The organism is Limnoraphis robusta CS-951 (assembly GCF_000972705.2).
In genome coordinates, this window is the sequence record NZ_LATL02000112.1 from 1 (window position 1) to 23,819 (window position 23,819).

Annotated in this window: 18 protein-coding genes and 9 pseudogenes; 9 read left to right on the forward strand and 18 right to left on the reverse strand. The window is 42.1% G+C overall.

The genetic code is table 11. The features are described from left to right. From WN50_RS09960 to WN50_RS09985, 6 genes and pseudogenes are all read left to right on the forward strand, one after another. Window positions 1-241, forward strand: a pseudogene (locus tag WN50_RS09960) (hypothetical protein); the annotation flags it as partial. A gap of 1,090 nt (window positions 242-1,331) precedes the next feature. Further along, on the forward strand, window positions 1,332-3,263 hold the full coding sequence (locus tag WN50_RS09970) for a peptidoglycan D,D-transpeptidase FtsI family protein (RefSeq protein ID WP_425354794.1): 1,932 nt from the start codon (window positions 1,332-1,334) through the stop codon (window positions 3,261-3,263). Window positions 3,264-3,854: 591 nt separating this feature from the next. After that, window positions 3,855-3,941 (forward strand): annotated as a pseudogene (locus WN50_RS37450) (hypothetical protein); the annotation flags it as partial. Between the two features lie 150 nt (window positions 3,942-4,091). Next, window positions 4,092-5,913, forward strand: a pseudogene (dxs, locus tag WN50_RS09975) (1-deoxy-D-xylulose-5-phosphate synthase); the annotation flags it as partial. A gap of 123 nt (window positions 5,914-6,036) precedes the next feature. Beyond that, on the forward strand, window positions 6,037-6,759 hold the full coding sequence (locus WN50_RS09980; protein ID WP_046281421.1) for a Uma2 family endonuclease: 723 nt from the start codon (window positions 6,037-6,039) through the stop codon (window positions 6,757-6,759). Between the two features lie 41 nt (window positions 6,760-6,800). Beyond that, window positions 6,801-7,730: a ZIP family metal transporter gene (locus WN50_RS09985; protein ID WP_063847375.1), complete on the forward strand. Its 930-nt coding sequence runs from the start codon at window positions 6,801-6,803 to the stop codon at window positions 7,728-7,730. Window positions 7,731-8,279: 549 nt separating this feature from the next. Here the strand turns inward: WN50_RS09985 and WN50_RS09990 are convergent. The 6 genes and pseudogenes from WN50_RS09990 to WN50_RS10015 form a co-directional block, all read right to left on the reverse strand. Next, window positions 8,280-8,549, reverse strand: a complete 270-nt coding sequence (locus tag WN50_RS09990) for a hypothetical protein (RefSeq protein ID WP_046281422.1) — start codon at window positions 8,547-8,549, stop codon at window positions 8,280-8,282. Window positions 8,550-9,012: 463 nt separating this feature from the next. Then, the gene (locus tag WN50_RS09995; protein ID WP_049558962.1) at window positions 9,013-9,291 is read right to left on the reverse strand and encodes a hypothetical protein; all 279 of its coding nucleotides are present in this window, start codon (window positions 9,289-9,291) and stop codon (window positions 9,013-9,015) included. A gap of 249 nt (window positions 9,292-9,540) precedes the next feature. After that, complete coding sequence (locus WN50_RS10000; protein ID WP_049558972.1) at window positions 9,541-10,065, reverse strand: DNA cytosine methyltransferase; 525 nt, start codon at window positions 10,063-10,065, stop codon at window positions 9,541-9,543. A 27-nt stretch (window positions 10,066-10,092) separates the two neighbouring features. Next, window positions 10,093-10,751 (reverse strand): N-acetylmuramic acid 6-phosphate etherase (gene murQ, locus WN50_RS10005; protein ID WP_049558973.1); only part of this gene is annotated, 659 nt, incomplete at its 5' end. A 1-nt stretch (window position 10,752) separates the two neighbouring features. Beyond that, a pseudogene (locus tag WN50_RS37455) lies at window positions 10,753-11,153 on the reverse strand (N-acetylmuramic acid 6-phosphate etherase family protein); the annotation flags it as partial. Window positions 11,154-11,237: 84 nt separating this feature from the next. Beyond that, complete coding sequence (locus WN50_RS10015; protein WP_046281424.1) at window positions 11,238-11,642, reverse strand: DUF3110 domain-containing protein; 405 nt, start codon at window positions 11,640-11,642, stop codon at window positions 11,238-11,240. A 213-nt stretch (window positions 11,643-11,855) separates the two neighbouring features. Between WN50_RS10015 and WN50_RS10020 the strand changes: the two genes are divergently transcribed. Both WN50_RS10020 and WN50_RS10025 read left to right on the forward strand, forming a co-directional pair. Next, window positions 11,856-12,983: a methyltransferase domain-containing protein gene (locus WN50_RS10020; protein WP_046281425.1), complete on the forward strand. Its 1,128-nt coding sequence runs from the start codon at window positions 11,856-11,858 to the stop codon at window positions 12,981-12,983. A gap of 172 nt (window positions 12,984-13,155) precedes the next feature. Further along, window positions 13,156-13,926 (forward strand): calcium-binding protein, encoded by a 771-nt coding sequence (locus tag WN50_RS10025; RefSeq protein ID WP_046281426.1) that lies wholly within the window; start codon window positions 13,156-13,158, stop codon window positions 13,924-13,926. Between the two features lie 38 nt (window positions 13,927-13,964). Here the strand turns inward: WN50_RS10025 and WN50_RS10030 are convergent, their stop codons facing one another. From WN50_RS10030 to WN50_RS37470, 10 genes and pseudogenes are all read right to left on the reverse strand, one after another. Beyond that, entirely contained in the window at window positions 13,965-14,867 is a 903-nt protein-coding gene (locus WN50_RS10030) for a peptidoglycan DD-metalloendopeptidase family protein (protein ID WP_053221477.1), read from the reverse strand. 149 nt (window positions 14,868-15,016) lie between these two features. Beyond that, window positions 15,017-16,078, reverse strand: coding sequence for an N-acetyl-gamma-glutamyl-phosphate reductase (gene argC, locus WN50_RS10035; protein WP_046281427.1), 1,062 nt, complete (start codon window positions 16,076-16,078; stop codon window positions 15,017-15,019). Window positions 16,079-16,242: 164 nt separating this feature from the next. Further along, window positions 16,243-16,695 carry a tetratricopeptide repeat protein gene (locus WN50_RS10040; protein WP_342586748.1) on the reverse strand — a complete coding sequence of 151 codons (453 nt, stop codon included), beginning with the start codon at window positions 16,693-16,695 and terminating at the stop codon, window positions 16,243-16,245. Between the two features lie 39 nt (window positions 16,696-16,734). Continuing rightward, window positions 16,735-17,105, reverse strand: a pseudogene (locus WN50_RS37460) (tetratricopeptide repeat protein); the annotation flags it as partial. A gap of 290 nt (window positions 17,106-17,395) precedes the next feature. Continuing rightward, window positions 17,396-17,879, reverse strand: a pseudogene (locus WN50_RS35990) (glycosyltransferase family 2 protein); the annotation flags it as partial. A 463-nt stretch (window positions 17,880-18,342) separates the two neighbouring features. Continuing rightward, window positions 18,343-18,900 carry a fasciclin domain-containing protein gene (locus tag WN50_RS10050; RefSeq protein WP_046281429.1) on the reverse strand — a complete coding sequence of 186 codons (558 nt, stop codon included), beginning with the start codon at window positions 18,898-18,900 and terminating at the stop codon, window positions 18,343-18,345. Between the two features lie 196 nt (window positions 18,901-19,096). Beyond that, window positions 19,097-19,510, reverse strand: a complete 414-nt coding sequence (locus WN50_RS32055) for a hypothetical protein (protein ID WP_425354795.1) — start codon at window positions 19,508-19,510, stop codon at window positions 19,097-19,099. Between the two features lie 3 nt (window positions 19,511-19,513). After that, window positions 19,514-20,201: pseudogene (locus WN50_RS35995) on the reverse strand (methyltransferase domain-containing protein); the annotation flags it as partial. A 1-nt stretch (window position 20,202) separates the two neighbouring features. Further along, window positions 20,203-20,403: pseudogene (locus tag WN50_RS37465) on the reverse strand (16S rRNA (cytosine(967)-C(5))-methyltransferase); the annotation flags it as partial. A 42-nt stretch (window positions 20,404-20,445) separates the two neighbouring features. Further along, window positions 20,446-20,850, reverse strand: a pseudogene (locus WN50_RS37470) (transcription antitermination factor NusB); the annotation flags it as partial. Between the two features lie 237 nt (window positions 20,851-21,087). On the opposite strand from WN50_RS37470, the gene WN50_RS10060 reads away from it, so the two are divergent. Next, window positions 21,088-22,449: an adenylate/guanylate cyclase domain-containing protein gene (locus WN50_RS10060; protein WP_046281431.1), complete on the forward strand. Its 1,362-nt coding sequence runs from the start codon at window positions 21,088-21,090 to the stop codon at window positions 22,447-22,449. A 25-nt stretch (window positions 22,450-22,474) separates the two neighbouring features. On the opposite strand, the gene WN50_RS10065 is transcribed toward WN50_RS10060, so the two are convergent. Then, complete coding sequence (locus WN50_RS10065; RefSeq protein ID WP_046281432.1) at window positions 22,475-23,212, reverse strand: sirohydrochlorin chelatase; 738 nt, start codon at window positions 23,210-23,212, stop codon at window positions 22,475-22,477. A 180-nt stretch (window positions 23,213-23,392) separates the two neighbouring features. Then, window positions 23,393-23,527: a hypothetical protein gene (locus WN50_RS36890; RefSeq protein ID WP_281062876.1), complete on the reverse strand. Its 135-nt coding sequence runs from the start codon at window positions 23,525-23,527 to the stop codon at window positions 23,393-23,395. Between the last annotated feature and the right edge of the window lie 292 nt (window positions 23,528-23,819).

Genomic DNA, 23,819 nt, shown 5'->3' on the forward strand with positions numbered 1-23,819 from the left:
GGATCAAAGCCAGAGGACTCAACAACGCCGCCGCCGCCAGATCCGCTACACTAAAGCGATCGCCGATTCTAGCCGGATTATCCAATTTTTAGAGTCTTATTGTCCCAATCCGCCCTTGTATTTTGATGATCCCCAACTGCAAACTCAGGCTTTAATGTTGGAAGATTGGCTCGATGAAAGTATTGGCACCGCGACGCGATTTGTTTATTATCAGTTTCGCGCGGGTTCAGGAAAAGCATAAGTATAGACAGTAGAATTGAGCTGTTGCTTGAGAAATTCTAAAAATTAAGTTCTGACTTCAAAATACTATCAATTGCCCTTTAATGCTTAAACAGGCTAGTGGTAGTATGAGGAGGAAATCCTGTTTCATCTGAATTTTTAGCTGACTACAGCCTCAACAAACTGACTGAACTTACTTGCGATCGTTAGGTCTAATCGAGCTATGACTGTTGCATTCCGACCCACCCGTTCCACTCAAAACCGTCTCTCTCAATCTTTCGTCACGCCTACAACGCCGGGAAACATCATTCCTCTCGAACGAGCAAGACTTCAACGAAATCAGCGAAGTCAACCGCTTGTTAAACGGCCATCAAATTCGACTCCCGAAACGATTGAACTCGATGTCGTCGAAATTTTACCCAACCAACCCCCTAAACCCTTGTGGTTGACTTCGCTGGTTACTCTGCAACGGGCTTCATCCATTCTGGCGGGGACAGTTGTCGGTATTACCCTGAGTGTCTACGGCTTAACCGCCTATCGAGAAGCCGCTTGGACGCTAGAATATCAAACTCTAGAACAGTTTCGCACAGAAGAACAACAACTACGAGCCGCTAATGAAGTTCTCAAACATCAAATTGCTGAAGGCGCCCAAGAAGCCGATACGGGATTAGTCGAGAGACAACCCCTGGACATGATCTTTTTGCGTCCAGCACCACCCCGTCCCGANTTAACCGCCTATCGAGAAGCCGCTTGGACGCTAGAATATCAAACTCTAGAACAGTTTCGCACAGAAGAACAACAACTACGAGCCGCTAATGAAGTTCTCAAACATCAAATTGCTGAAGGCGCCCAAGAAGCCGATACGGGATTAGTCGAGAGACAACCCCTGGACATGATCTTTTTGCGTCCAGCACCACCCCGTCCCGAAGTACCATCACAGATTCCCCCGCTTGAACTCAATTTGAGTCCAACTTCAACAACAGATAAACCATTAGGATATTAACAGGCAACAGGGAACAGCGCAAAGTGCGGTCACTGATAACTGATCACTGGTAGGGGCAATTCATGAATTGCCCCTACAACTGATAACTGATAATTGATTACTGATTACAATGGCAACAGATTTTTCTTCCGGATCACCTGTGAACAAACCCCGTTTTCCTCGTTCTCAGCCGGGGGGAAAACTAGCCCCTCCGTCGTCTCGATTTTCTGTTCAAAAGCCAAGTCTGACAGGAAATCATCCTCATCCCAAAAGGCCTATTCCTCGCAAACCGCCAACAATCAAAAAATGCCAATCTTCCCGTCTGCGAATGGTGTGGCTGATTTTGCTTGGGGGACTGTTTGGACTGTCGGTGAATTTGTTTCGCCTACAAATTAATATGGGGCCAATGCTCAAACAGCAAGCCCAATTTCAGCAAAGTCAACGGGATTTGCCCTTTGTTCCTCGCCGTCCAATTAGTGATGTCAATGGTCATATTTTGGCGATTGATCAAATTGTTTATACGCTCTATGCTCATCCAAAATTATTTCAACAATCTACAAGCGAAATTGCCGAACAATTGGCTCCGGTATTAGTCCGTAATGACTTAACGAGTTCGACTCCCGATGAACTGATTGAACAGTTTAAACAAGCAGACAGTGGGATTAAAGTTGCTGAATCTCTAAGTGAAGAAGTCGGCAAACATATCGCTAATTTAGGAATTGATGGGTTAGAACTGATTGAACAACGACAACGCCTTTATCCCCAACAAAATATCGCCGCCGATGTTGTGGGTTATGTCGATAGTGAAGGAAAAGGTCAAGCCGGAGTCGAAAATAGTCAACAAGAATTACTAGAGCGGGTGATGCCTTCTTTAGAGTTTCAACGCTCTGTTAATGGCAATTGGGTACCGACTAAATTGGCTTCGGGTTTTATTCAGCTTGATGATTTAGAATTGCGACTGACAATCGACACCCGGCTGCAACGTATCGCTCGAAAAATCCTCAAACAAAGTGTAGAAGAACATCGGGCTAAACGAGCGACTGTGATTGTCATGGATGCCAGCAACGGCGCATTATTAACATTAGTCAATGAACCGTCCTACGATCCCAATCAATACTGGAAATCTACTGTTGATCGCTTCAAAAATTGGGCTTTATCTGACCTTTATGAACCCGGTTCTACCTTTAAACCGATTAATGTTGCTCTCGCTTTAGAAGCCGGATCAATTCAACCGGATACTGTGATTTATGATGAAGGTCGAATTCAAATGGGCCGATGGACAATTCAAAATGCCGATTATGCTTATTCTGGCGCTCGCGGCTCTCTCAGTATAACCGATGTTATTAAATATTCCAGTAATATTGGCATGGTTCGCATCATGCAAAAGCTTGAACCTGAAGTTTTTTATGAAGGCTTAAGACGCTTAGGGATGGGAGAAAGGAGTGGCGTTGATTTACCTTTTGAAGTCGCCAGTACCTTAAAAACACGCCATCAATTTGTTACTGTTCCGGTTGAAGGTGCAACCGCCGCTTTTGGTCAAGGTCTTTCGATTACGCCTCTTAAATTAGCTCAATTAAATGCAACTTTAGCCAATGGTGGAAAACTGGTTACGCCTCATGTTGTCAAAGGATTATATAATAGTAAAGGACAACTTTATTGGGAAACCGCTTTACCGAAAGCTCGCCAAGTATTCTCCACTCAAACGGCTCATGCAGTCTTAGAAATGATGGAATCTGTAGTTGCAGGAGAAGATGGTACGGGTAAAGCTTCACGAATTGCAGGTTATCGAGTCGCCGGAAAAACAGGGACAGCCCAAAAAGCCTCTGCATCAGGCGGTTACTCCAATAATGCTCGAATTACCAGTTTTGTGGGGATTTTAACGGTTGATAATCCTCGTTATGTTGTGGTTGCGGTTGTTGATGAACCCAAAGAGGGAAGCAGTGGCGGAACAGTTGCAGCACCCATTGTTAAATCCGTGATGGAAGGTTTAATTGGATTGGAAAAAATACCTCCTTCTGATATTAACGCAGAACCTGAAAGTGAACTTGAGAGTGAAGAATAGGTTATTTTTTTTCTTAAAGAAAACTACAGCTTTTGATAGAGAATTGAGAGGCGAATTGTAAAGCTTTTGTTATCCAACCGGCTATAAATAAACGACAGAGGAGTCACCGAGTCAGGAGTCAGGAGTCAGGAGTCAGGAGGAAATAAAGAAGAAGAAAGAGTCGGATTATGAGAAAGTTTTTGATCACTAATTATCCGNTCAGGAGTCAGGAGTCAGGAGGAAATAAAGAAGAAGAAAGAGTCGGATTATGAGAAAGTTTTTGATCACTAATTATCCGGACATGATATAAAATCTCCGAATATTAGCCATCCTAACCGAGATTTTCTCGAATGCGATCAGCATCACCAAGCCCGATTCGCGATCGCTCACCCAAATTTCCAAAGCAAAAAGCCCGAACAGAAGCAGTTTAGCTACCGAAAACCTCAGTTTCAACTTCGATATCATCGATCACGAATTTACAACTCACTCGATCGCCGATCGCTTTCCCCTGCTACGATGACATCTATGCGTCAACTCGGACGGTCGCCAAACCGATCCGTGTTTGGTCTGAACACGTTACCTTAATAATGGCTAGCGCGGGTATTTAGAAATATGTATTTGAGTGAAATTACTCATCCGAATCAGCTACACGGTTTATCCATTCACGAACTGCAAGACATTGCTCGACAAATTCGTGAAAAACACTTAGAAACAGTCGCAGCAACAGGCGGACATTTAGGCCCAGGGTTAGGAGTCGTTGAACTGACTCTAGCCCTTTACCAAACTCTGGACTTAGATCGAGACAAAGTGATCTGGGATGTTGGCCACCAAGCCTATCCCCACAAAATNAAAACACTTAGAAACAGTCGCAGCAACAGGCGGACATTTAGGCCCAGGGTTAGGAGTCGTTGAACTGACTCTAGCCCTTTACCAAACTCTGGACTTAGATCGAGACAAAGTGATCTGGGATGTTGGCCACCAAGCCTATCCCCACAAAATGATCACAGGTCGCTACAACAACTTCCACACGTTGCGACAAAAAGAGGGCATTGCAGGCTACCTGAAACGCTGTGAAAGCAAATTTGACCATTTTGGAGCCGGACACGCCTCTACCAGCATCTCAGCCGCTTTAGGAATGGCGTTAGCACGGGATCAACGGGGCGAAGACTTTAAAACTGTCGCCGTGATCGGAGATGGCGCTTTAACCGGAGGAATGGCCCTCGAAGCCATTAACCATGCAGGTCATTTACCGCATACAAACCTGATGGTGGTTCTCAATGATAACGAGATGTCGATCTCGCCCAACGTCGGCGCTATTCCGCGTTATCTCAATAAAATGCGCCTCAGCCCGCCTGTTCAGTTCCTCAAAGACAACCTGCGAGAACAGTTTAAACATATTCCCTTTGTCGGCGAAACCTTTACCCCCGAAATGGAACGTCTCAAAGAAGGGATGAAACGGTTAGCGGTTCCCAAAGTTGGGGCGGTGATCGAAGAACTCGGCTTTACTTATCTTGGCCCGGTTGATGGTCATAACTTAGAAGAGTTGATCGAAACCTTTAAACAAGCTCATAATATTCCTGGCCCGGTGATGGTTCATGTTTCCACCACCAAAGGAAAAGGCTATGCGATCGCCGAAAAAGATCAAGTCGGCTATCACGCCCAGTCGCCGTTTAACCTCGCCACCGGAAAAGCGGCACCCCCCAGCAAACCCAAACCCCCCAGCTATTCCAAAGTGTTCGCCCATACTTTGGTGAAACTTGCCGAAAATAACCCTAAAATTCTAGGGATTACCGCAGCAATGGCAACGGGAACAGGTTTGGATAAATTACAAGCCAAACTCCCCAAACAATACATTGATGTCGGTATTGCTGAACAACACGCTGTTACTTTAGCCGCAGGTTTAGCTTGTGAAGGAATGCGTCCGGTTGTAGCAATTTACTCGACCTTTTTACAACGGGGTTACGACCAAATTGTTCACGATGTTTGCATTCAAAACTTGCCTGTTTTCTTCTGTTTGGATCGGGCGGGAATTGTCGGTGTAGACGGCCCCACGCATCAAGGAATGTATGATATTGCCTATCTGCGTTGCTTACCGAATATGGTAATGATGGCGCCCAAAGATGAGGCGGAATTGCAGCAAATGATCGTTACCGGAATTGAATACACCGATGGGCCGATCGCCATGCGTTATCCGCGTGGTTCAGGCTATGGTGTTCCCTTAATGGAAGAAGGTTGGGAACCCTTACCCATTGGAAAAGGAGAAATTCTTTGCAATGGCGATGACTTGTTAATTTTAGGCTATGGTTCAATGGTTTATTCTGCTATGCAAGTTGCAGAAATTCTCAGCGAACATGGCATAGAATCAACGGTTATTAATGCCCGTTTTGTTAAACCTTTAGATACGGAGTTAATTTTACCTTTAGCAAAACGGATTGGTAAAGTTGTTACTCTAGAAGAAGGTTGTGTGATTGGGGGTTTTGGTTCGGCGGTTGCTGAAGCGTTGATGGATAATAATATCTTGGTTCCCTTAAAGCGCTTTGGTATTCCCGATCTGCTTGTTGATCATGCGACTCCTGAAGAGTCTAAAGTTGATTTAGGCTTAACCAGTTCTCAAATTTCTGAACAAATTCGAGAAGCACTTTTTAGCAAACAGCCTTCGACTGTTCGTTAGGTTAATCAGGATAGGTAGAGGCGTTATTTTTAGCGTCTCTCCTTTTAATTTATGAGAAAATTCCTCAATTCTATTCATCAACGATAAAATTGAGGAAAATTCACTATTCAATCAGTTAATCCAATGACTATCGCAGAAGACCTGCTTCGTCCCTCACCTGAGTTTGAAGATATTGAGTATCCATCAGGAGATTTAGAAAGTCAGGAGCCACCTTTGGAAAGCTATTTACATCTACAACAATTGTTGCTACTACTGAAGTGTTTAGATTGGCTGTGGAAAGACAAACAAGACTATTTTGCAGCCGGAAATCTTACAATCTATTATAGCCCAAATCAGAAAAAATCTGAATATTTTAGAGGGCCTGATTTTTTTGTGGTCTTAGATACTGAACGTAAACCCCGGAAAAGTTGGGTGGTTTGGGAAGAAGGAGGGAAATATCCTCATGTTATTGTCGAACTATTATCGAATTCTACGGCGCAAGTCGATCGCACAACAAAAAAACAAATTTATCAAGATATTTTTAGAACACTCGAATATTTTTGGTTTGATCCCAATAGTTTAGAATTTGAGGGATTTGAGTTAGTCAAAGGACAATATCAAACGATTAAACCCAACGACAAAGGATGGTTTTGGAGTGAACAGTTACAACTGTTTTTAGGGGTTTATGAACAGAAATTGAGATTTTTTAGCTTAGAAGGGGTGTTAGTTCCAACTCCTGAAGAATCTGCCCAAATTGAAAAGCAGCAACGAGAAGCCACCGAACAGCAACTAGAAATGGAACAACAACGCAATCAAAAATTAGCGGCTCGATTACGGGAGTTAGGTGTTGATCCTGATACACTGTAGTTAGAATTGCATTTTACTTCTACAGAAATTTTAACATTTCTATGCTTGATTTTATCAAAGATATTCCAACTGTTTATCTAGGATTAATTGGCAGTTTTATTGCAGGAATGGGAACAGGTGTCGGTGCTATTCCGGTTTTAGTTATCCGTAAAATTAGCCAACGAGTTCAAGGGGCGATGCTGGGTTTTGGGGCGGGTGTGATGTTAGCTGCAACTTCATTTTCCTTAGTGGTTCCTAGTTTAGAAGCTGCTACTCAACAAACAAATAGTAATACGTTTTCAGCTTTAATTGTCGTCATCGGAATATTACTCGGGGGTTTATTTTTGTGGTGTAGTCATCAATATTTTCCCCATGAACATTTTATAAAAGGCCCTGAAGGAAATTATCAGAATTTAAAACGAACTTGGTTGTTTGTGATTGCGATCGCCATTCACAACTTCCCAGAAGGGTTAGCGGTTGGGGTAGGGTTTGGCGGCGAATATGTTGCTAATGGTATCGCCCTAGCCGTTGGAATTGGCTTACAAAATATCCCCGAAGGATTTGTCGTGGCGATCGCCTTATTAAGTGAAAAATACTCTCGCTGGTCTGCTTTTAGTGTAGCTCTATTAACCGGATTAGTCGAACCGCTTGGCGGTATAATTGGTGCAGGAGTTGTTTCCATTTCTCAAGCGATTTTACCCTGGGCGATGGCGTTTGCTGCGGGTGCGATGTTATTTGTGATTAGTGATGAGATCATCCCCGAGTCTCACAGTCTCGGACATGAAAAAGAGGCAACCATTGGGGTGATGGTTGGTTTTGTGATCATGATGTTTTTAGATTTGACATACTCCCCATTTCTAAAGAAAGGGGATTCTCCAAACCACGAGCGGATTTGGATTACTGGTTCATTGACAACCCTTACAGCATACTGGTTTCCCAATCAACTCCAGAGGGGTTCGTCTCCCCAGTCGTTCATCCCATTTCAGAGATAGTTTCGGTATGCCCTACCGTACTTGAGAAAAAAATGCTTTGTTCTCTGTACTTGGTGCTTTAAGGTTTTATCCTGCCAAAGCATTCTTAGCAAGAACCCCATACCTTAAGTTTTCAAGGTTAATTGCATCGGTTAGATGCTGGGTTTTTCAACTGGTTGAATACCCTGCCAGTATGGCTATTATAACATTTTTTTCCAAGCCTTATATCCCCATATCTAAAGATCGGGGCCTGTGCGGCAATTTTTGGTAACTTTGGGATAAAATCTTAGATCATTGATCAAGATAAACCGATAGAGAGCAAATATTTCAAAGTAGCAGAGAACAGGTTCATGGTTTAGTCTGAACCCTGTTTTTAAATCTTCTACTCAGCCAAAATTCCGAGGCTAAATACACACTTGAGAGTTTAGTCTACCCGTTCTAATTGCCAAAGGATTTGATTTNGAGCAAATATTTCAAAGTAGCAGAGAACAGGTTCATGGTTTAGTCTGAACCCTGTTTTTAAATCTTCTACTCAGCCAAAATTCCGAGGCTAAATACACACTTGAGAGTTTAGTCTACCCGTTCTAATTGCCAAAGGATTTGATTTCCCTCGCGACGAACTCGGGAGACTTCCCAATTCCGCCAAGCCCAGTTATCACCGCGACTGGTGACAGCGCTTGCATTGACATCCATCAGATCAGCGAGTTCGGAACTACTGATCAAATACCGCTTGCTGGCAATTTCATCAGCAATATGCAAGGTTTCTATCAAATTGCGAAGTTGGTTAACCCTAACCTCACGGGGCAACACTTCTTGTGCATCATTCGTTATGTCGTTCATAGCAAAATCAGAAACAGCAAGATTAGAGTTCACATTCTCACACAGGATTTTATCGTTATGTTAGCAATCCTGCCAGCTTTGTGGGAAACATTTAGGAAAATACCCTAGATTTTGATTTTTGATTTGAAGCCATTTCTTCAATTTGGCGATCGCTTCATGCCTCATTGGTCTTTTTATTGATGATAACAGCCTTAGTTGTGCCTGATCCAGTCAAACGGGTTCGTTTCAATCCCTGATAGGAATTCTAAAATTTTGCGATCGCCCAATGAGTCGCGATCGCTATATGTTGTTGGCCCACCTAACCCCACCTTACATCAAGCCTCCAGTCAACAGATTTTCAATTCCTGATATTCCAATCTGTGCTTGATCAATGTTTCCCGCTTCTATTTTGAGAAGGGGTAAAGTTAGCGTTCTCGTCATATAGTGTGCGTTCCTTTGAAGTACAGGTTAAAAACCCGGTTTCTCAAAGAAACCGGGTTTTTAAGTTTCTACTACAATATCGATGAACAGATGTACTTTTTTTGATTCTTTCTCGGGTATCTGCGGTAAAATCAAACTGAATATCTATCTCTCGTTCATCTTGAAGAATATCTTTGAGTTTGTTTGGGGGTTTTTGCTGAGACAAAGCAGGAATTTGTTGAGTATAGATTTGATTTTGGTAAGCAATTCCCCAGTTATGATTTTTAGTTTGTTGTTCCAAAACAATCGGTTGAAGACATTTTTCTAACCTTTCAACCCCCATTGATCAAGCCTCACAATCGTTTTGAGTGAATAGAATTAGGGAGTTTTAAAGATTAGGGAAAGGATTATTTTTTGTCGATTTNGACAAAGCAGGAATTTGTTGAGTATAGATTTGATTTTGGTAAGCAATTCCCCAGTTATGATTTTTAGTTTGTTGTTCCAAAACAATCGGTTGAAGACATTTTTCTAACCTTTCAACCCCCATTGATCAAGCCTCACAATCGTTTTGAGTGAATAGAATTAGGGAGTTTTAAAGATTAGGGAAAGGATTATTTTTTGTCGATTTTGTTCCAATAATAAACACCCGATCGCGATTTTGAGGAATCCCAAAATTTAGAGGATTAATCAGTCGCCATTCAATCAAATAATCTAAGGAAGCCAAGGCTTTTAAAATCACCCGAAAATGATAGCCTTGTTCCATTGTTAAAATTCGTTTGACATTTTCCAGTAAAAAATATTGGGGTTGTTTACTGGCGATAATTTCAACAATTCGTTCAAATAATGTTCCTCGAACTTGATCTCGAATTCCCTGTTTTTTTCCCGCAGGACTGAACGGTTGACAGGGAAACCCAGCCGTGAGAAGATCATGTTGAGGAATGTCTGAACAATCAATTTGGGTAATATCTCCTAAGACAATCGAACTTTCACCAAAATTACTTTGATAAACTCGACAACTCAATTCACTGCTATCATTCGCCCAAACCGTTTCAATATTAGCCGCTTCCATTCCCAAGCGAAAGCCACCAATACCCGCAAATAATTCAATCGCCTTCAATACTCTTCTCTGCCTCTCTAAAACTCATCAACCTTGCTGACAACTTAATACCGCTTCTCGCAAATTTCCCTTAAATTTTGTTAACAACTTTTCCCCGTCTTCTGCTTCTAAACCAGTCCAGTGCATCAACAAAGCCAATTTAACCGACTTACCACTTTTATCTAATAATTCCCCCGCTTCCGTTCGATTAATTCCGGTTAAATCTCCGATAATTCTTAAAGCGCGATCGCGTAATTTCTGGTTCGTTACTGCTACATCAATCATACGGTTTCCATAGACTTTCCCCAACTTAACCATCACGCCTGTTGAGAGAATATTCAGCGCCATTTTTGTCACCGTTCCCGCTTTTAAGCGAGTTGAACCTGCGAGAATTTCCGCCCCCACCAACAAACGAATATCTACATCAACCTCAATTTTCACCTGTTCTTGGGGAACACAAGCGATAAAAATCGTTTTCGCCCCTCGCTGACGCGCCGCTTCTAACGCCCCATGAACATAGGGAGTTGTCCCCCCTGCGGTAATTCCAACAACAACATCAAGATCGGTAATTTCTCGATAAGCGATCGCCTGTTTACCATCTTCGCTTCGATCTTCTAAGTCTTCTGAACTCCGCAGCAAAGCGGCTGCACCCCCAGCGATAATGCCCTGTACCAACTCGGGAGGCGTGCAGAAGGTGGGCGGACATTNGTAATTTCTCGATAAGCGATCGCCTGTTTACCATCTTCGCTTCGATCTTCTAAGTCTTCTGAACTCCGCAGCAAAGCGGCTGCACCCCCAGCGATAATGCCCTGTACCAACTCGGGAGGCGTGCAGAAGGTGGGCGGACATTCAGCCGCATCTAACACGCCTAAACGCCCGCTAGTCCCCGCTCCGACATAAAATAAGCGTCCACCGTGACCCATCGCTTCTGCTATGATGTCAATGGCTTGGGCTAGACCTTCACGGGAATGAGCGATCGCCAGTAAAGTCTGGATATCTTCTCGATTAAATAAGTCTACCAACTCCAGAGAACTCAACTGATCTAAGTTGTGACTATTGGCATTAATTTGTTCAGTTAAAAGATGTCCTCGCGTCTCCCAATCATTCATATAATCGCCTTTCAAACCTTTAAATTTTTAACAGATCAGTTTTTCTTCAGTGTTTTGATTGAATCACAATCTCACCTTGATCTCTTATAATAACCCTTCTAATCGACGACGAATCATGTCAAGTTCATCCTGAGAATATTCGGTGTCTGACTCGGGCTTTTCAGAGGGCTTTTCAGAGGGCTTTTCATCGATATTTGACTCGGGTTGCCATTCCGTCTGTTCTACGTTATTCTCAGGGGGGACGGCCAACTCACCTGAGCGAACTAATTGCCAGTCGTAGTTGACACTGCGACAAAACTCCTTAATTTCTTCATCCTCAATGGCTTCGACACTGGGAGTCGGAAAATCTTGGGCTTCTAGTAGGATACCGAAGCGGGTAGCATCCTCCTCTTCCTCAAACATTAGCACCGTGTTACGATCGCCCATCTGGATGGTATGAATTCCTTCGTTCTCTGTTCCTGCATTAAACAGTAGTACGTATACGCGCATAGCTTCCCGACCGTTTGATAACAACTCTTTTTTGATACTGTTGTGATGCCCGCTAGCTCACGAGCAATCTACCTACCATACAATATCATTATTAGGGAGCGGTTTCAATTTAATCGGTGTTAACCCCGGAGTATAATTAACGTTCGGAACCCCCAAGATTAATTTTTTGAGGATTGACTTTAATATTTTTCTTCTGTTGGTACAAAATTTAAGATGATCTCTAATGATTTTAATCAACTTCATCCCCCTCTGCAAGCCTTCATCCAAGATCAAGCCCCATTCCCCCTTGAGTTTAACTCTCTGATCAGTGAACAGGATGAGATGTATTTGTTTGCTTTAGAAAATCATAAAATCCCTGAAAAAGCTCGGATTAGATATTATTTTAATGGTCGGCGAATTTTTGATGCAGTTCGTCAGGTGGTGCAGTGGAAATTTCACAGTTTTAATCGCCTCAACTCTTTTTTAGATTTTGCCAGTGGCTACGGACGTTTTACCCGATTTTTGACTCAAGAAATACCGCCTCAAAACGTTTGGATCTCAGATATTTATCGGGATGCAGTCAAGTTTCAACAACAACAGTTTGGAGTCAACGGAATTGTTTCAACAGCTAGTCCGGCTGAATATTCAGTTAATCAACAGTTTGATTGTATCTTAGCTTGTTCATTTTTTAGTCATCTCCCTGAACAAACCTTTACCCTCTGGATGCAAAAACTTTATCACTTAATTTCTTCCGAGGGAATCTTGCTGTTTAGTGTTCATGATCGAGATTTATTACCGCCTGAGTCAAAAATCAAATCAGATGAAATATTATTTATCCCCCAAAGTGAAAGTTACTCTCTTGATGTGAATGAATACGGTACTTCTTACGTCGGGGAAGAATTTGTGCGTCAAACGGTTCAAAATGTTAGTGAAGGTCAAGCCATTTGTGAACGCATTCCTCAAGGCATTTGTCGCTATCAGGATTTATATATTGTCGCCAAATCTCCGCTACCCGATTTTAATCAATTAAACTTTAGTCATCATCCTTTCGGACGTTTAGAACAGATTAATTTAACCGCAGAAGGAGAACTTCACATCCGGGGATGGGTATCAGAAATTAACCCCAATAGTCAAATCGAAGCGATTTTAATCTCAATCAATGGTGAATTCATTAAACAAGTAAAACCCGAGCAGAATTCTTCTGCGGATCAGACCTTCTCTTGGTCTACTCAGATTAACCTTCCCAGTTTATCACCAGAAGATATCATCTTGATCAAAGCCATCAATACGAGAAATTTAGAATGGGTTTTTGAAGCGGCTACCCTAGAGGTATTACAAGCAGCAAGCAACGAAATCCGTTAAAATTAGCAAAAAAATTCCCCAACAGACAATCGAGAGACTTTGATCAAATCAACAGGTTGATAAATTTTATAATTTTTTTATCAAACAAACTCTAAAAAACGTGTTAAAAACAATCCTGAAGTTCGATCAACAGAACTGAACAAACATTCTAGCTGTATACCCTTAAAGCCTCATGTCAAATCAAACGCCCGAAATTTTTACCGAAGAAATTGATAGCCTTTTAGGAGGAGCAGATGCGGATACTTTTGCTCTGCGGAACAATGGCGATCAAATCAATGTGTTATTATTAACGCCCCCTCCTACCCAAGAAGGTACATCTCGAGCCGATGAAATACTCGGTACAACCGATAATGATGTCATATATGGTCGTCGGGGAAATGACACCCTATCGAGTTTTAGTGGCGATGACTTCCTCAATGGAGAATTTGGGGATGATTTGCTATTTGCAGGTCAAAATAATGATATCTTGATTGGAGACTCTGGAGATGATACAATATTCGGAGATCGGGGTATTGATACCGTCTATGGTGGAGCAGGTGTTGATATTTTATATGGCAATTCAGATGACGATATCGTTTATGGCGATCGCGGTGATGATCAAGTTTATGGCGGTCAAGGTAATGATCAACTTACAGGCGGTACAGGCAGCGATTTAATATTAGGCGATCGCGGCGAGGATACCCTAACAGGCGTGAGTGGTCGCGGTAAAGGTTATACATTAATTCAAGATTTCAATTCTCAAGAAGATACCATTCAATTAGTCGGGAATGCGACATCTTATGAGTTAGTTAATTCTCAGGACTTAGAAACCCAGAGTTCTGTGAATTTACCGGAAGGAACCGCAATCATTTTTGAAGATTTTGATGGTTCAAAAGAACTGATCGCCGTCGTCGAAGGAAATTCTGCCCTTGATCTGAATGCTGACTATTTCAACTTCTTTTAGTGACGGTTAGGGGTAATTGATCAATTACCCCTACTGGTTCACTGATAACTGATATTTGGGGTTGTGGCGGTGGAAAAATAGGGGTTCGGATCTTCAGCCACCCAACCCAATTCTGAGTTATAACGAATTTCAAAATGCAGATGAGGTTGATCGCTATCGGGTTCTCCACTCATACCCACCTTTCCGAGTGTTTCTCCTGATGAAACTTTCTGACCCGTTTGAACCGAAATCTCAGATAAATGAGCATAACGGGTTTGTTTCCCCGATTGATGATTCACCACCACTAAATTACCATAACCGCTTCTTGATCCAGCAAAGGCAACCACACCCTCACCAACGGCTAGCACAGGCGTACCAATATTCGCATTCAAATCGACCCCGCTATGAAAAACCACCCGACCCATAGTAGGATGGAGTTGCCAACCGTAACCCATTTGTACCGAAGCGGTTGTCGGTAGGGGATAACCCGACAAAACAGAGATCGCCGGAGCAACCGGGCCACCCGGAGTCCAGTTCACCCCCGGAATAAACACCACCTGGGGTTGAGGTTGACAGCCATTCGCTTCAAAAATCACATCCGCCTGAGCATTGTAAGCTTGAGCAATCTCCTGTAAGGTGCTTCCGGCGGGAATTTCCACACGAATCCCATTGTAGGGGGGAATAACAATTTCCTGTCCGACGGGGATCTGTTGCGATCGCAAAATCGGATTGATCCCCAGTAGAGTCGCCGGAATCAGATTGTATTGACGGGCAATGCTTTCTAAAGTTTCACCCGACTGAATGCGATGACGTTTTAAACGAGACAGAACCCCAGGCGGACAGATATTGTTATCCTGAGTATCGTCTCGGATAAATAAGTCGTTAGCCTCGGCAGAGTCAGCAGGGGTTAGTATAAGACCCGCTAAGGGCATGATCAATCCCAATAGATAGAAAACCAACATATCAGCTTTGAGCCTCAATACAGCAGAGACCAGCAAACGCGGGTCTCTACAGATCTCTCCCGCTTGGAGTAAACGGTTATAAACGGTTAATTGTTTGAGGTAAATTGCAGTAACGGTTGAGTGAGTGATCAAAAATAAAGATACACCAATTAAGGATAAAAACTCAATTTGGGCAGTCCTAACATTTCATCCCAACCCATCATTAAATTGAGACATTGTACACCTTGTCCGGCTTGACCTTTAATTAAATTATCAATCACCGACATGACGATCACTCGATTTGTCCGTTGATCAACTTCCACACCCAGATAACAAAGATTGGTTCCGCACGCCCATTTCGTTTGAGGATAAGTTCCACCGGGTAACACTTTCACCCAAGGAGCATTCCGATAAAAAGCGGTATAGATAGTAATTAAATCTTCCCGTACTAATCCCGGATCTCGCAGCGTTGCATAAACCGTTGCTAAAATTCCACGCGCCATCGGGATTAAATGAGGGGTAAACTGAACTTTAACATCATGTCCGGCAAGATCACTACAAATTTGTTCAATTTCTGGGGTATGGCGGTGATGTCCGGCTACACCATAAGCTGAAATTGCATTATCGGCTTCTGCGTGTAAAAGATTCGTTTTCGCCTGACGTCCGCCGCCAGAAGTTCCGGATTTAGCATCAATAATCGCACTATCGGTTGCAATTAATCCCTGCTTTAATAAAGGAGATAATGCCAATAAACTCGCCGTCACATAACAACCTGGACAACCGATGAGTTGGGCTTGAGAAATGCGATCGCGATAAAGTTCAGGTAAACCATAAACGGCTGTCGAAGCGATCGCTTTATCCTCTCGTTCGCTACCGTACCATTTTTTATAGGTTTCCAGATTAAAAAATCGATAGTCTGCGGAAAGATCAAGAACTTTGCATCCTTTCTCCAACAGTTGAGGTGCCATTTTACACGCCAAGCCATTCGGCAGAGATAAAAACACCACCTGACATTGAGATGCTATTTTATCAATGTCAATCGGCTCAATCATCAAATCAATGCAGTGACTCAAATGAGGATACAACGTATAAAAAGGCTTTCCTGCGCTGCTATCTCCCCCTAAATAGACAATTTCCACATTAGGATGATCTTGTAATAATCGCACAAGCTGCACGCCACCGTAGCCGGAAGCCCCAACTATACCCACCGATACCCGTTTTGCATCTCCCATATTTCATAACTCCTCTGTGACGTGAGACAACTATATCAAACTGTTATATGATGCCGTATTCTGTTGACATTTGGGGAACAGAACCCTAAATCAGTAGGACTTAGGCTTTAACAGGGTTTTTAGGATGCGCGATACCCCGCCAAACTCTCAAGCTGCTTGTTACCCTACAACTTAAATCCCATCTGCTGTAGAGTTTGACGCAGGCGTTTGGCTTCGGTGGGATCGCTCTTTTCATGGAGGGCGATCGCCGTTTTCAAAGCTTCTAAACCACTAAGCACTTTACCTGCACTCAAAAGCGCAACGCCTAGATTTTGATAGGCTTCAGCATAGTTGGGATCAAGTAGAATCGCCTTTTGATAAGCGGCGATCGCTTGTGGATATTCTCCCATCGCTCGGAAAGTCATCCCTAAGTTATAGTGTCCTTGCACGAAGTTGGGATCAATTTGCAACGCGGTTTCATAAGCTGCTTTTGCTTCTTGCAAATGTCCGGTATCTTTTAACAAATTGCCCAAATTATTGTATGCACCTAATTTGAGTTGAGGTAGAATATTTATGTCTAGAGCAATTTGATAGTGATGTTTGGCTTCGGTGAGATTTTGTTTTTTCCGATGGGCAATTTCAGCTTATGGTGTAGCCGGACATCACCGCCATACCCNTGCAACGCGGTTTCATAAGCTGCTTTTGCTTCTTGCAAATGTCCGGTATCTTTTAACAAATTGCCCAAATTATTGTATGCACCTAATTTGAGTTGAGGTAGAATATTTATGTCTAGAGCAATTTGATAGTGATGTTTGGCTTCGGTGAGATTTTGTTTTTTCCGATGGGCAATTCCCAGATGATAGTGTAGTTCATACAGTAAAGCTTCATTCGGTTCTAGTTGCTGATGTTTTGAATACAGACTCAGTTGCTTGAGTCCTTTTGTCAACAACTGAATCCCCGGAGAAATCTCTCCCATTTCTACATACAACCCTCCCAACTTACTCGCCACGTAGGGATCACTCGGATGTTGCGCCAGATAGCCTTCCATCACTTGCTTGGCAATTTTTTGTTTATTGCGTCGAGCGATCGCTTCGGTTTGATATCCTTCATGTAAAATCGCTACATCTGCCAAAGATCCGATTTTCCAGCGACATTCCTGTTTTAAAATCCGACTCACACTATCATCAATCAGAGCATGATAGGGACGATCAAACTGAATTTTGGGATGATTTCTAAACAGTCGCGACACTAAGGAATAAGGAGATTGAGCGGCTCCTATTTCTTGTCTGACGAGATTAATCGCTAAATAATCGTCTCGGGTGATCGCTTGCTTGATTNAAGATCCGATTTTCCAGCGACATTCCTGTTTTAAAATCCGACTCACACTATCATCAATCAGAGCATGATAGGGACGATCAAACTGAATTTTGGGATGATTTCTAAACAGTCGCGACACTAAGGAATAAGGAGATTGAGCGGCTCCTATTTCTTGTCTGACGAGATTAATCGCTAAATAATCGTCTCGGGTGATCGCTTGCTTGATTTGAGGGACAATCGTTGAGGCTAAGATTTCATCTGCATCAAGCACTAAAATCCAATCTCCTGTGACATATTTTAAGGCTGTATTGCGAGCGATCGCAAAGTCATCACACCATTCAAAATAATAAACTTGCGCTCCCCATTCTTGAGCTATTTCCGCAGTTCTGTCTGTTGAACCTGTATCCAGTATTACCATCTCATCAACAACATCTTTCACACTTTTGAGACATCGCGAGAGATTCTGCTCTTCATTTTTCACAATCATGCAAAAACTCAAACTCATAGACTCACTCGTTACCCTTACGTCAGTTTTAGACTCGATACCAAATACTTAAGTTTCTTTTCTGTCATCTCCGCACCCAGAATCGACTTGACATTCTGTTCTCAAAAAAACCTACTCCTATTAATAACTTAATCGGTTGCTATCCTGTTGAGTAATAGACGACAGATATGGCAATTCGATTGGGTTTGTGTAAAATATCTATTCTTAGAAGGCCATAGGGGAAATCGTTTCAGAGGTTTTATTCGGTGTGGGGATTTCTCAGAAATCATTTGTGATTGCTGGAGGAAAATGTTGTCTCGAAATTTACAGAAGCAAATAAAGCGGCACTCCAGATCGCAATTGTGGCGAGGTCTACTCGGATTGAGTCGAACAAGATTTGCTCTTCTGTGATCAGAAAACCCCGTTGCTATTCCTAGCTTTACGGGGTTTTCAACGGATTTTACACCTCTGATCTGAACTCAAACTATTTGGGTAAAATCACCTTATCAATCACATGAATTACACCATTGCTGGCTGGAACATCTGCTTTAATGACTTTAGCTTCATCAACCATCACACCGGAATCAAGGTTGACGGTAACTGAACTTCCTTGAACCGTTTTCACTTGTCCCGATTGGAGTTGAGTTGAGGTGACTCGACCCGGAACAACATGATAGGTCAAAATAGCAGCTAATTTATCTTTGTTTTCAGGCCGGAGTAGTTCTTCTAAGGTGCCTGCTGGTAAAGCCTGAAAAGCTGCATCCGTCGGTGCAAACACGGTAAACGGCCCATCTCCTTTGAGTACATCCACTAAACCTGCGGCTTGTAGCGCTTTTGCCAAAATGGTGAACTGACCTGCACTGGTCGCAGTTTCCACGATATCTCCGGCTGCGGCTTGAGTCTGCCCCTGGCTTTGAGTTGCCTCACGACTGGGGCCACCGCCTGCGTTGGTGATTTCTGGTACAGCCATCAGGCTAGTTCCTGCGATGATAGCGACTAGAGTAGCTCGCTGGAAACGATTAGAAAAATCAAAAATTTTCATGGCAACTCCAAGCTTTTTGTAAAGTTTTATCAAACCTATAATTAAGATTGTTCACAAAATATAAAGAAATGTCAAGTTAATTGAGTCAAAAATATTTGAACTCTATCCCAAGATAGAGTCGGCTATAATTGCAAATTTGCTTTTAGACTTTGTTTACTGGCATTAGGTTCAAATCTATAGTAAAACTCAAAAAATATTATATTCGTTTGAGTCGAACGATAAAGAAACCATCCATATTTTGTCGATGGGGCCAAACTTTCAGGTATCCTTCTGAAGTCAGAACGTCATCTAAAGGAATATCGGGTAAATCAATTTTCCAATTTGAATGATGAGTTAAAAAGGCTTCAACAATTTGCTCATTTTCTTGGGGATGTATTGTACAAGTTGCATAAACTAAATACCCTCCGGGTTTAACAAAGTTTGCTGTTTTTTCTAACAGTTCAGCTTGCAGTTGGGAGAGTTCTTCTATGTTTTCGGGTGTATGTCGCCAACGGGCATCAGCACGACGATGTAAGGTTCCTAAGCCGGAGCAAGGCGCATCTAATAAAACTCGATCTGCACTATTATTATACTGGGAAAACTCCCGAATATCACCCGCTTGAATTTGAATTGNTTAACAAAGTTTGCTGTTTTTTCTAACAGTTCAGCTTGCAGTTGGGAGAGTTCTTCTATGTTTTCGGGTGTATGTCGCCAACGGGCATCAGCACGACGATGTAAGGTTCCTAAGCCGGAGCAAGGCGCATCTAATAAAACTCGATCTGCACTATTATTATACTGGGAAAACTCCCGAATATCACCCGCTTGAATTTGAATTGATTTGAGTTGTAAACGTTCTCGATTTTGCTGAACTTTTTTCAATCGAGATTTAGCGCGATCGCAAGCTAATATTGTACCTGTATCCTGCATTAATTCTGCAAGATGAGTTGTTTTTCCGCCGGGAGCCGCACAAGCATCAATAATGGTTTCTCCGGGTTGAGGATCGAGAAGATGGCTCACCCATTGAGCGCTACTGTCTTGAACGCTCCACCATCCCTGTGGATAACCGGGTAGTTTATGAATTTCTCCGACACTTCCGAATAGTCTTAACGCTTGGGGTAAATGAGGGATTCTGCTAAGGTTTATTCCGGCTAATTTCAGTTCTGTTTCAACAGTTTCGATTGTGGTTTTTAAGGGGTTAATTCTTAAATCAATAGTCGGAGATTGATTAAACCATTGACCTAGTTTTTCGGTTTCTTCTAAACCCAACTGATTCAGCCAATATTCAATAATCCAATCGGGAAAACTGTAAAATTCGCCCAAATNATGAGGGATTCTGCTAAGGTTTATTCCGGCTAATTTCAGTTCTGTTTCAACAGTTTCGATTGTGGTTTTTAAGGGGTTAATTCTTAAATCAATAGTCGGAGATTGATTAAACCATTGACCTAGTTTTTCGGTTTCTTCTAAACCCAACTGATTCAGCCAATATTCAATAATCCAATCGGGAAAACTGTAAAATTCGCCCAAATTTTTAATTAAATTGGGATCTTCTTGAATAAAAATTTGAGGATTGCCAAGCTGTTCTTGTTGGCGTAAATAGGCTCTCAAAATCCCATTCACAAATCCACCCAGTCCCGAAAAGCCGTTACTTTTAGCAAGTTCAACGGTTGTATTCACCGCAGCCGAAGCTGGAATTTGACTGAGATAACATAACTGATAAAATCCTAAATGTAAAATAATTCGCAGATCTGGTGGTTGTTGGTGAGATTTTTTTTGAGCGAATTGATCAATCAACGCATCGAGGGAACGCCGTCTTCTCACACAACCATAAACTAATTCCGTTGTTAGGCGTCGGTTAACTCCATTCAAATCAGTTTGACGCAACCTTTGATCCAATGCGATATCAGCATACATTCCCCGCCGTTCGACGTCTCGGAGTGTTAAAAATGCCAATTGGCGAGGATTATCATTCATTACAATTTTACCTTTTTAATATAATCTTTCTGATCAAATGTACTTAGACTATTGCAAATTTTCACAGTATCATTCACAATATAAAGGTGAACAAGACTGAGGAACTTATTGGCTAATCCAGTTGATCATGGGTGTATGAGGACTAAATATTAGAGTATTGTACCTTAAACTTTGACATTAGATTGACTAACGAGGCTAAACCATTTTAACTTTCAAGTACAACTAAGGTGAGCCATCATGGAAAGGTTAAAGGGTGATCAGGGGTTCAGTGATTTTATCAGTAGGCGACTCACAGCACTTTTTGAGAGTCCCGACATAAGATCAGCCCCCAACTACGAAGTTTGGCGACATCGTTTTATTCATCAACGACTGAGTTTAGGAGTGGGACTCGCCTTTATTTCCTATCTGACGTTTATGCTATCTCAGGTTAACAATTTACTGTTTCATCCAGAAAACTTTAAACTCGGTTGGCTACTGACTCAACTGAGTGTTGAACTTGGTTTATTTCTGGGTTTATTGTTACTGCCGACGGCTATTGGTGTTCGTTATCCGGGTTTTATTTTTTTATTATTGACTTGGTTAATTACCCTCAGTCCCCAAATTCGAGCAACATTACAAGGACTTTCTCAACCTGCAATTATTGAATGGCCGTTAACGTTTTTTTCTTTAGCAACTTTAATCCCCTTTTGTTGGCCGCTTCATTTAATCGGTCAAGTCGGAACTTTTGCCTATTATTTGGGGACACAAATCTTGCTCAATTTAGAGGTTAAATTTCCCAGTGATTGGATGACTGCCGATTTTTTATTCCTTTATTTTTTCTGGATTTGTTTGATTAGCAATCTTTCGGTTTATTTGTATGATCGTTTAGCTCGGGCTGAGTTTAATTCTCGTCGTGCTTTACAAGCAGCTTACGAACAACTACAATTTGAACAGGAGCGATCTGAAACGTTATTACTTAATATTTTACCTGTTCCGATTGCCGAACGTTTAAAAGAAAAACCTGTGACTATTGCTGATAATTTTAGCAATGCGGGGGTTTTATTTGGTGATATTGTCGGATTTACTGAATTGTCTGGAAAAATGCCTCCGGCTGAATTGGTACAACTTCTCGGTAAAATTTTTTCGCGTTTTGATCATTTAGCTGATAAACATAATCTGGAGAAAATTAAAACCATTGGTGATGCCTATATGGTGGTTGCGGGATTACCTGTTCCGCAAGAAAATTATGCTCAAGCTATTGCTAATATGGCGTTAGATATGCAACAGACTATCAGAGAGTTTAACGCAGAAACCGGACAAAAGTTTCAGATGCGAATTGGAATCGCTATTGGCCCTGTTGTCGCGGGTGTGATTGGGATGAAAAAGTTTATTTATGATCTCTGGGGAGATACGGTTAATATTGCCAGTCGGATGGAGTCTCATGGGATCGCCAATGAAATTCAAGTCACGGAAACCACCTATAATTCTATCAAAGATGAGTATTTGTTTGAGAAACGCGGTGCAATTTTAGTCAAAGGGAAGGGAGAAATGACGACTTATTTATTGAAAGGAAAGAAAAGTTCAGTCAGGCCAAAAGCTGAATCTCTAACGGTTGAATAAATCACTGAAAATTAACGTTAATCAGTCAATTCTCCATCAAAATATCAACGACTAAATCAACTAAGGTATCATTCACTCCCAAGGGTTCAGCAACACGAAATTTAACGCTCTGGTATTTTTCGGCTAATTCTTCACTCAAACGAGCGATCGCATCTGTTATTCCTCCGGCAAAGATAAAATAAGGCAAAATGCCAATGTTTTTATATCCGGTTTTTACTAAGGCTTCAATTTGCGATTCTAAACTCGGAGAAATTGACCAATAAGCCGGAATAGCCCCTAATTGACTCGCTAATTCTTCAACGGGTTGATTTCCTAGAGGACGGCGACTTCCATGACTGAGTAAAATCCAAACTTCACAAGGAATAGAAGTCATTTGATAGGTGAGTTTTGTTGCTAAACGAGATAGTTGATATCCCAAATAGGGTTTAATTTTTAAACTCACCGCCTGTCCCAGTGCTTCTTGGGCGATCGCAACTTCTTGAGGAATATCTTCTTTGACATGAACTCCGGGAAGTAGAAATAACGGTAAAATTTCCAGTTGATTTAATCCCAAATTTCGGGTATATTCTGCATACTGTTTAATTTGTTCATGTAAAGGAACAGGAGAACATTCTAAAGTAGCGGTTGCCAAGACCGGAGAAGGTGAACTGGGTAATAATCGAAGGTTAATTCGATTTTTCAACCGATCTGCTAGCTGTTTTAAGGCTTGCTGCGGTCGAGGGTCATGGCTTCCATGAGAGACCAGTAAATAAGTGGAATACAATTTCCCAGATGTAAGAATTGGATAGAATTAATCATAGACATTTTAGCGGATTTTTAGACCAATTTCTGAGTCGCCGTCAAAATGTTTGACCTAACCCCCTCTCCTGCGAGTAGAGAGGGAACTTATTTTTGATCTTAAATCAGAGGAGACTCGCACTTGATTTAATCACACCGTTGAATGCTATTTGCGATCCATCTGAGATGCGGCAAGGGGACTCCCGTTATACCCGACAGGGTTAGCGGGAGAGGAATTGCCGCCCAAAGAAAACTGAGCGGAGCGAGAATCATTGTTAAAAGGAGTAGGAGAATCCGTCATGTTTTTGAACAGGAATCAAGTNAAAACAAAAGAAGGACGGAATCGAATGGCAATACGCCCAACATAATGTCCAGAAAACTTCCCTTTTGGGATAGCAGCTTTTACGATATCACCTGTTTGAAATCCTTGAAAGAACTTAGCTTTAGGAGCGTGTCCAACCGGGAATCCAAACCGATTTACTCGGCATCGTTGACGAGTTCCGTGTCCCATCGCTTTGAGTAGCAAAGGTTGTTTCGTTAAAACTTTTAGAGATTCAACTTTTCCAACACAAGCTGCATCTAACCAATGAGAT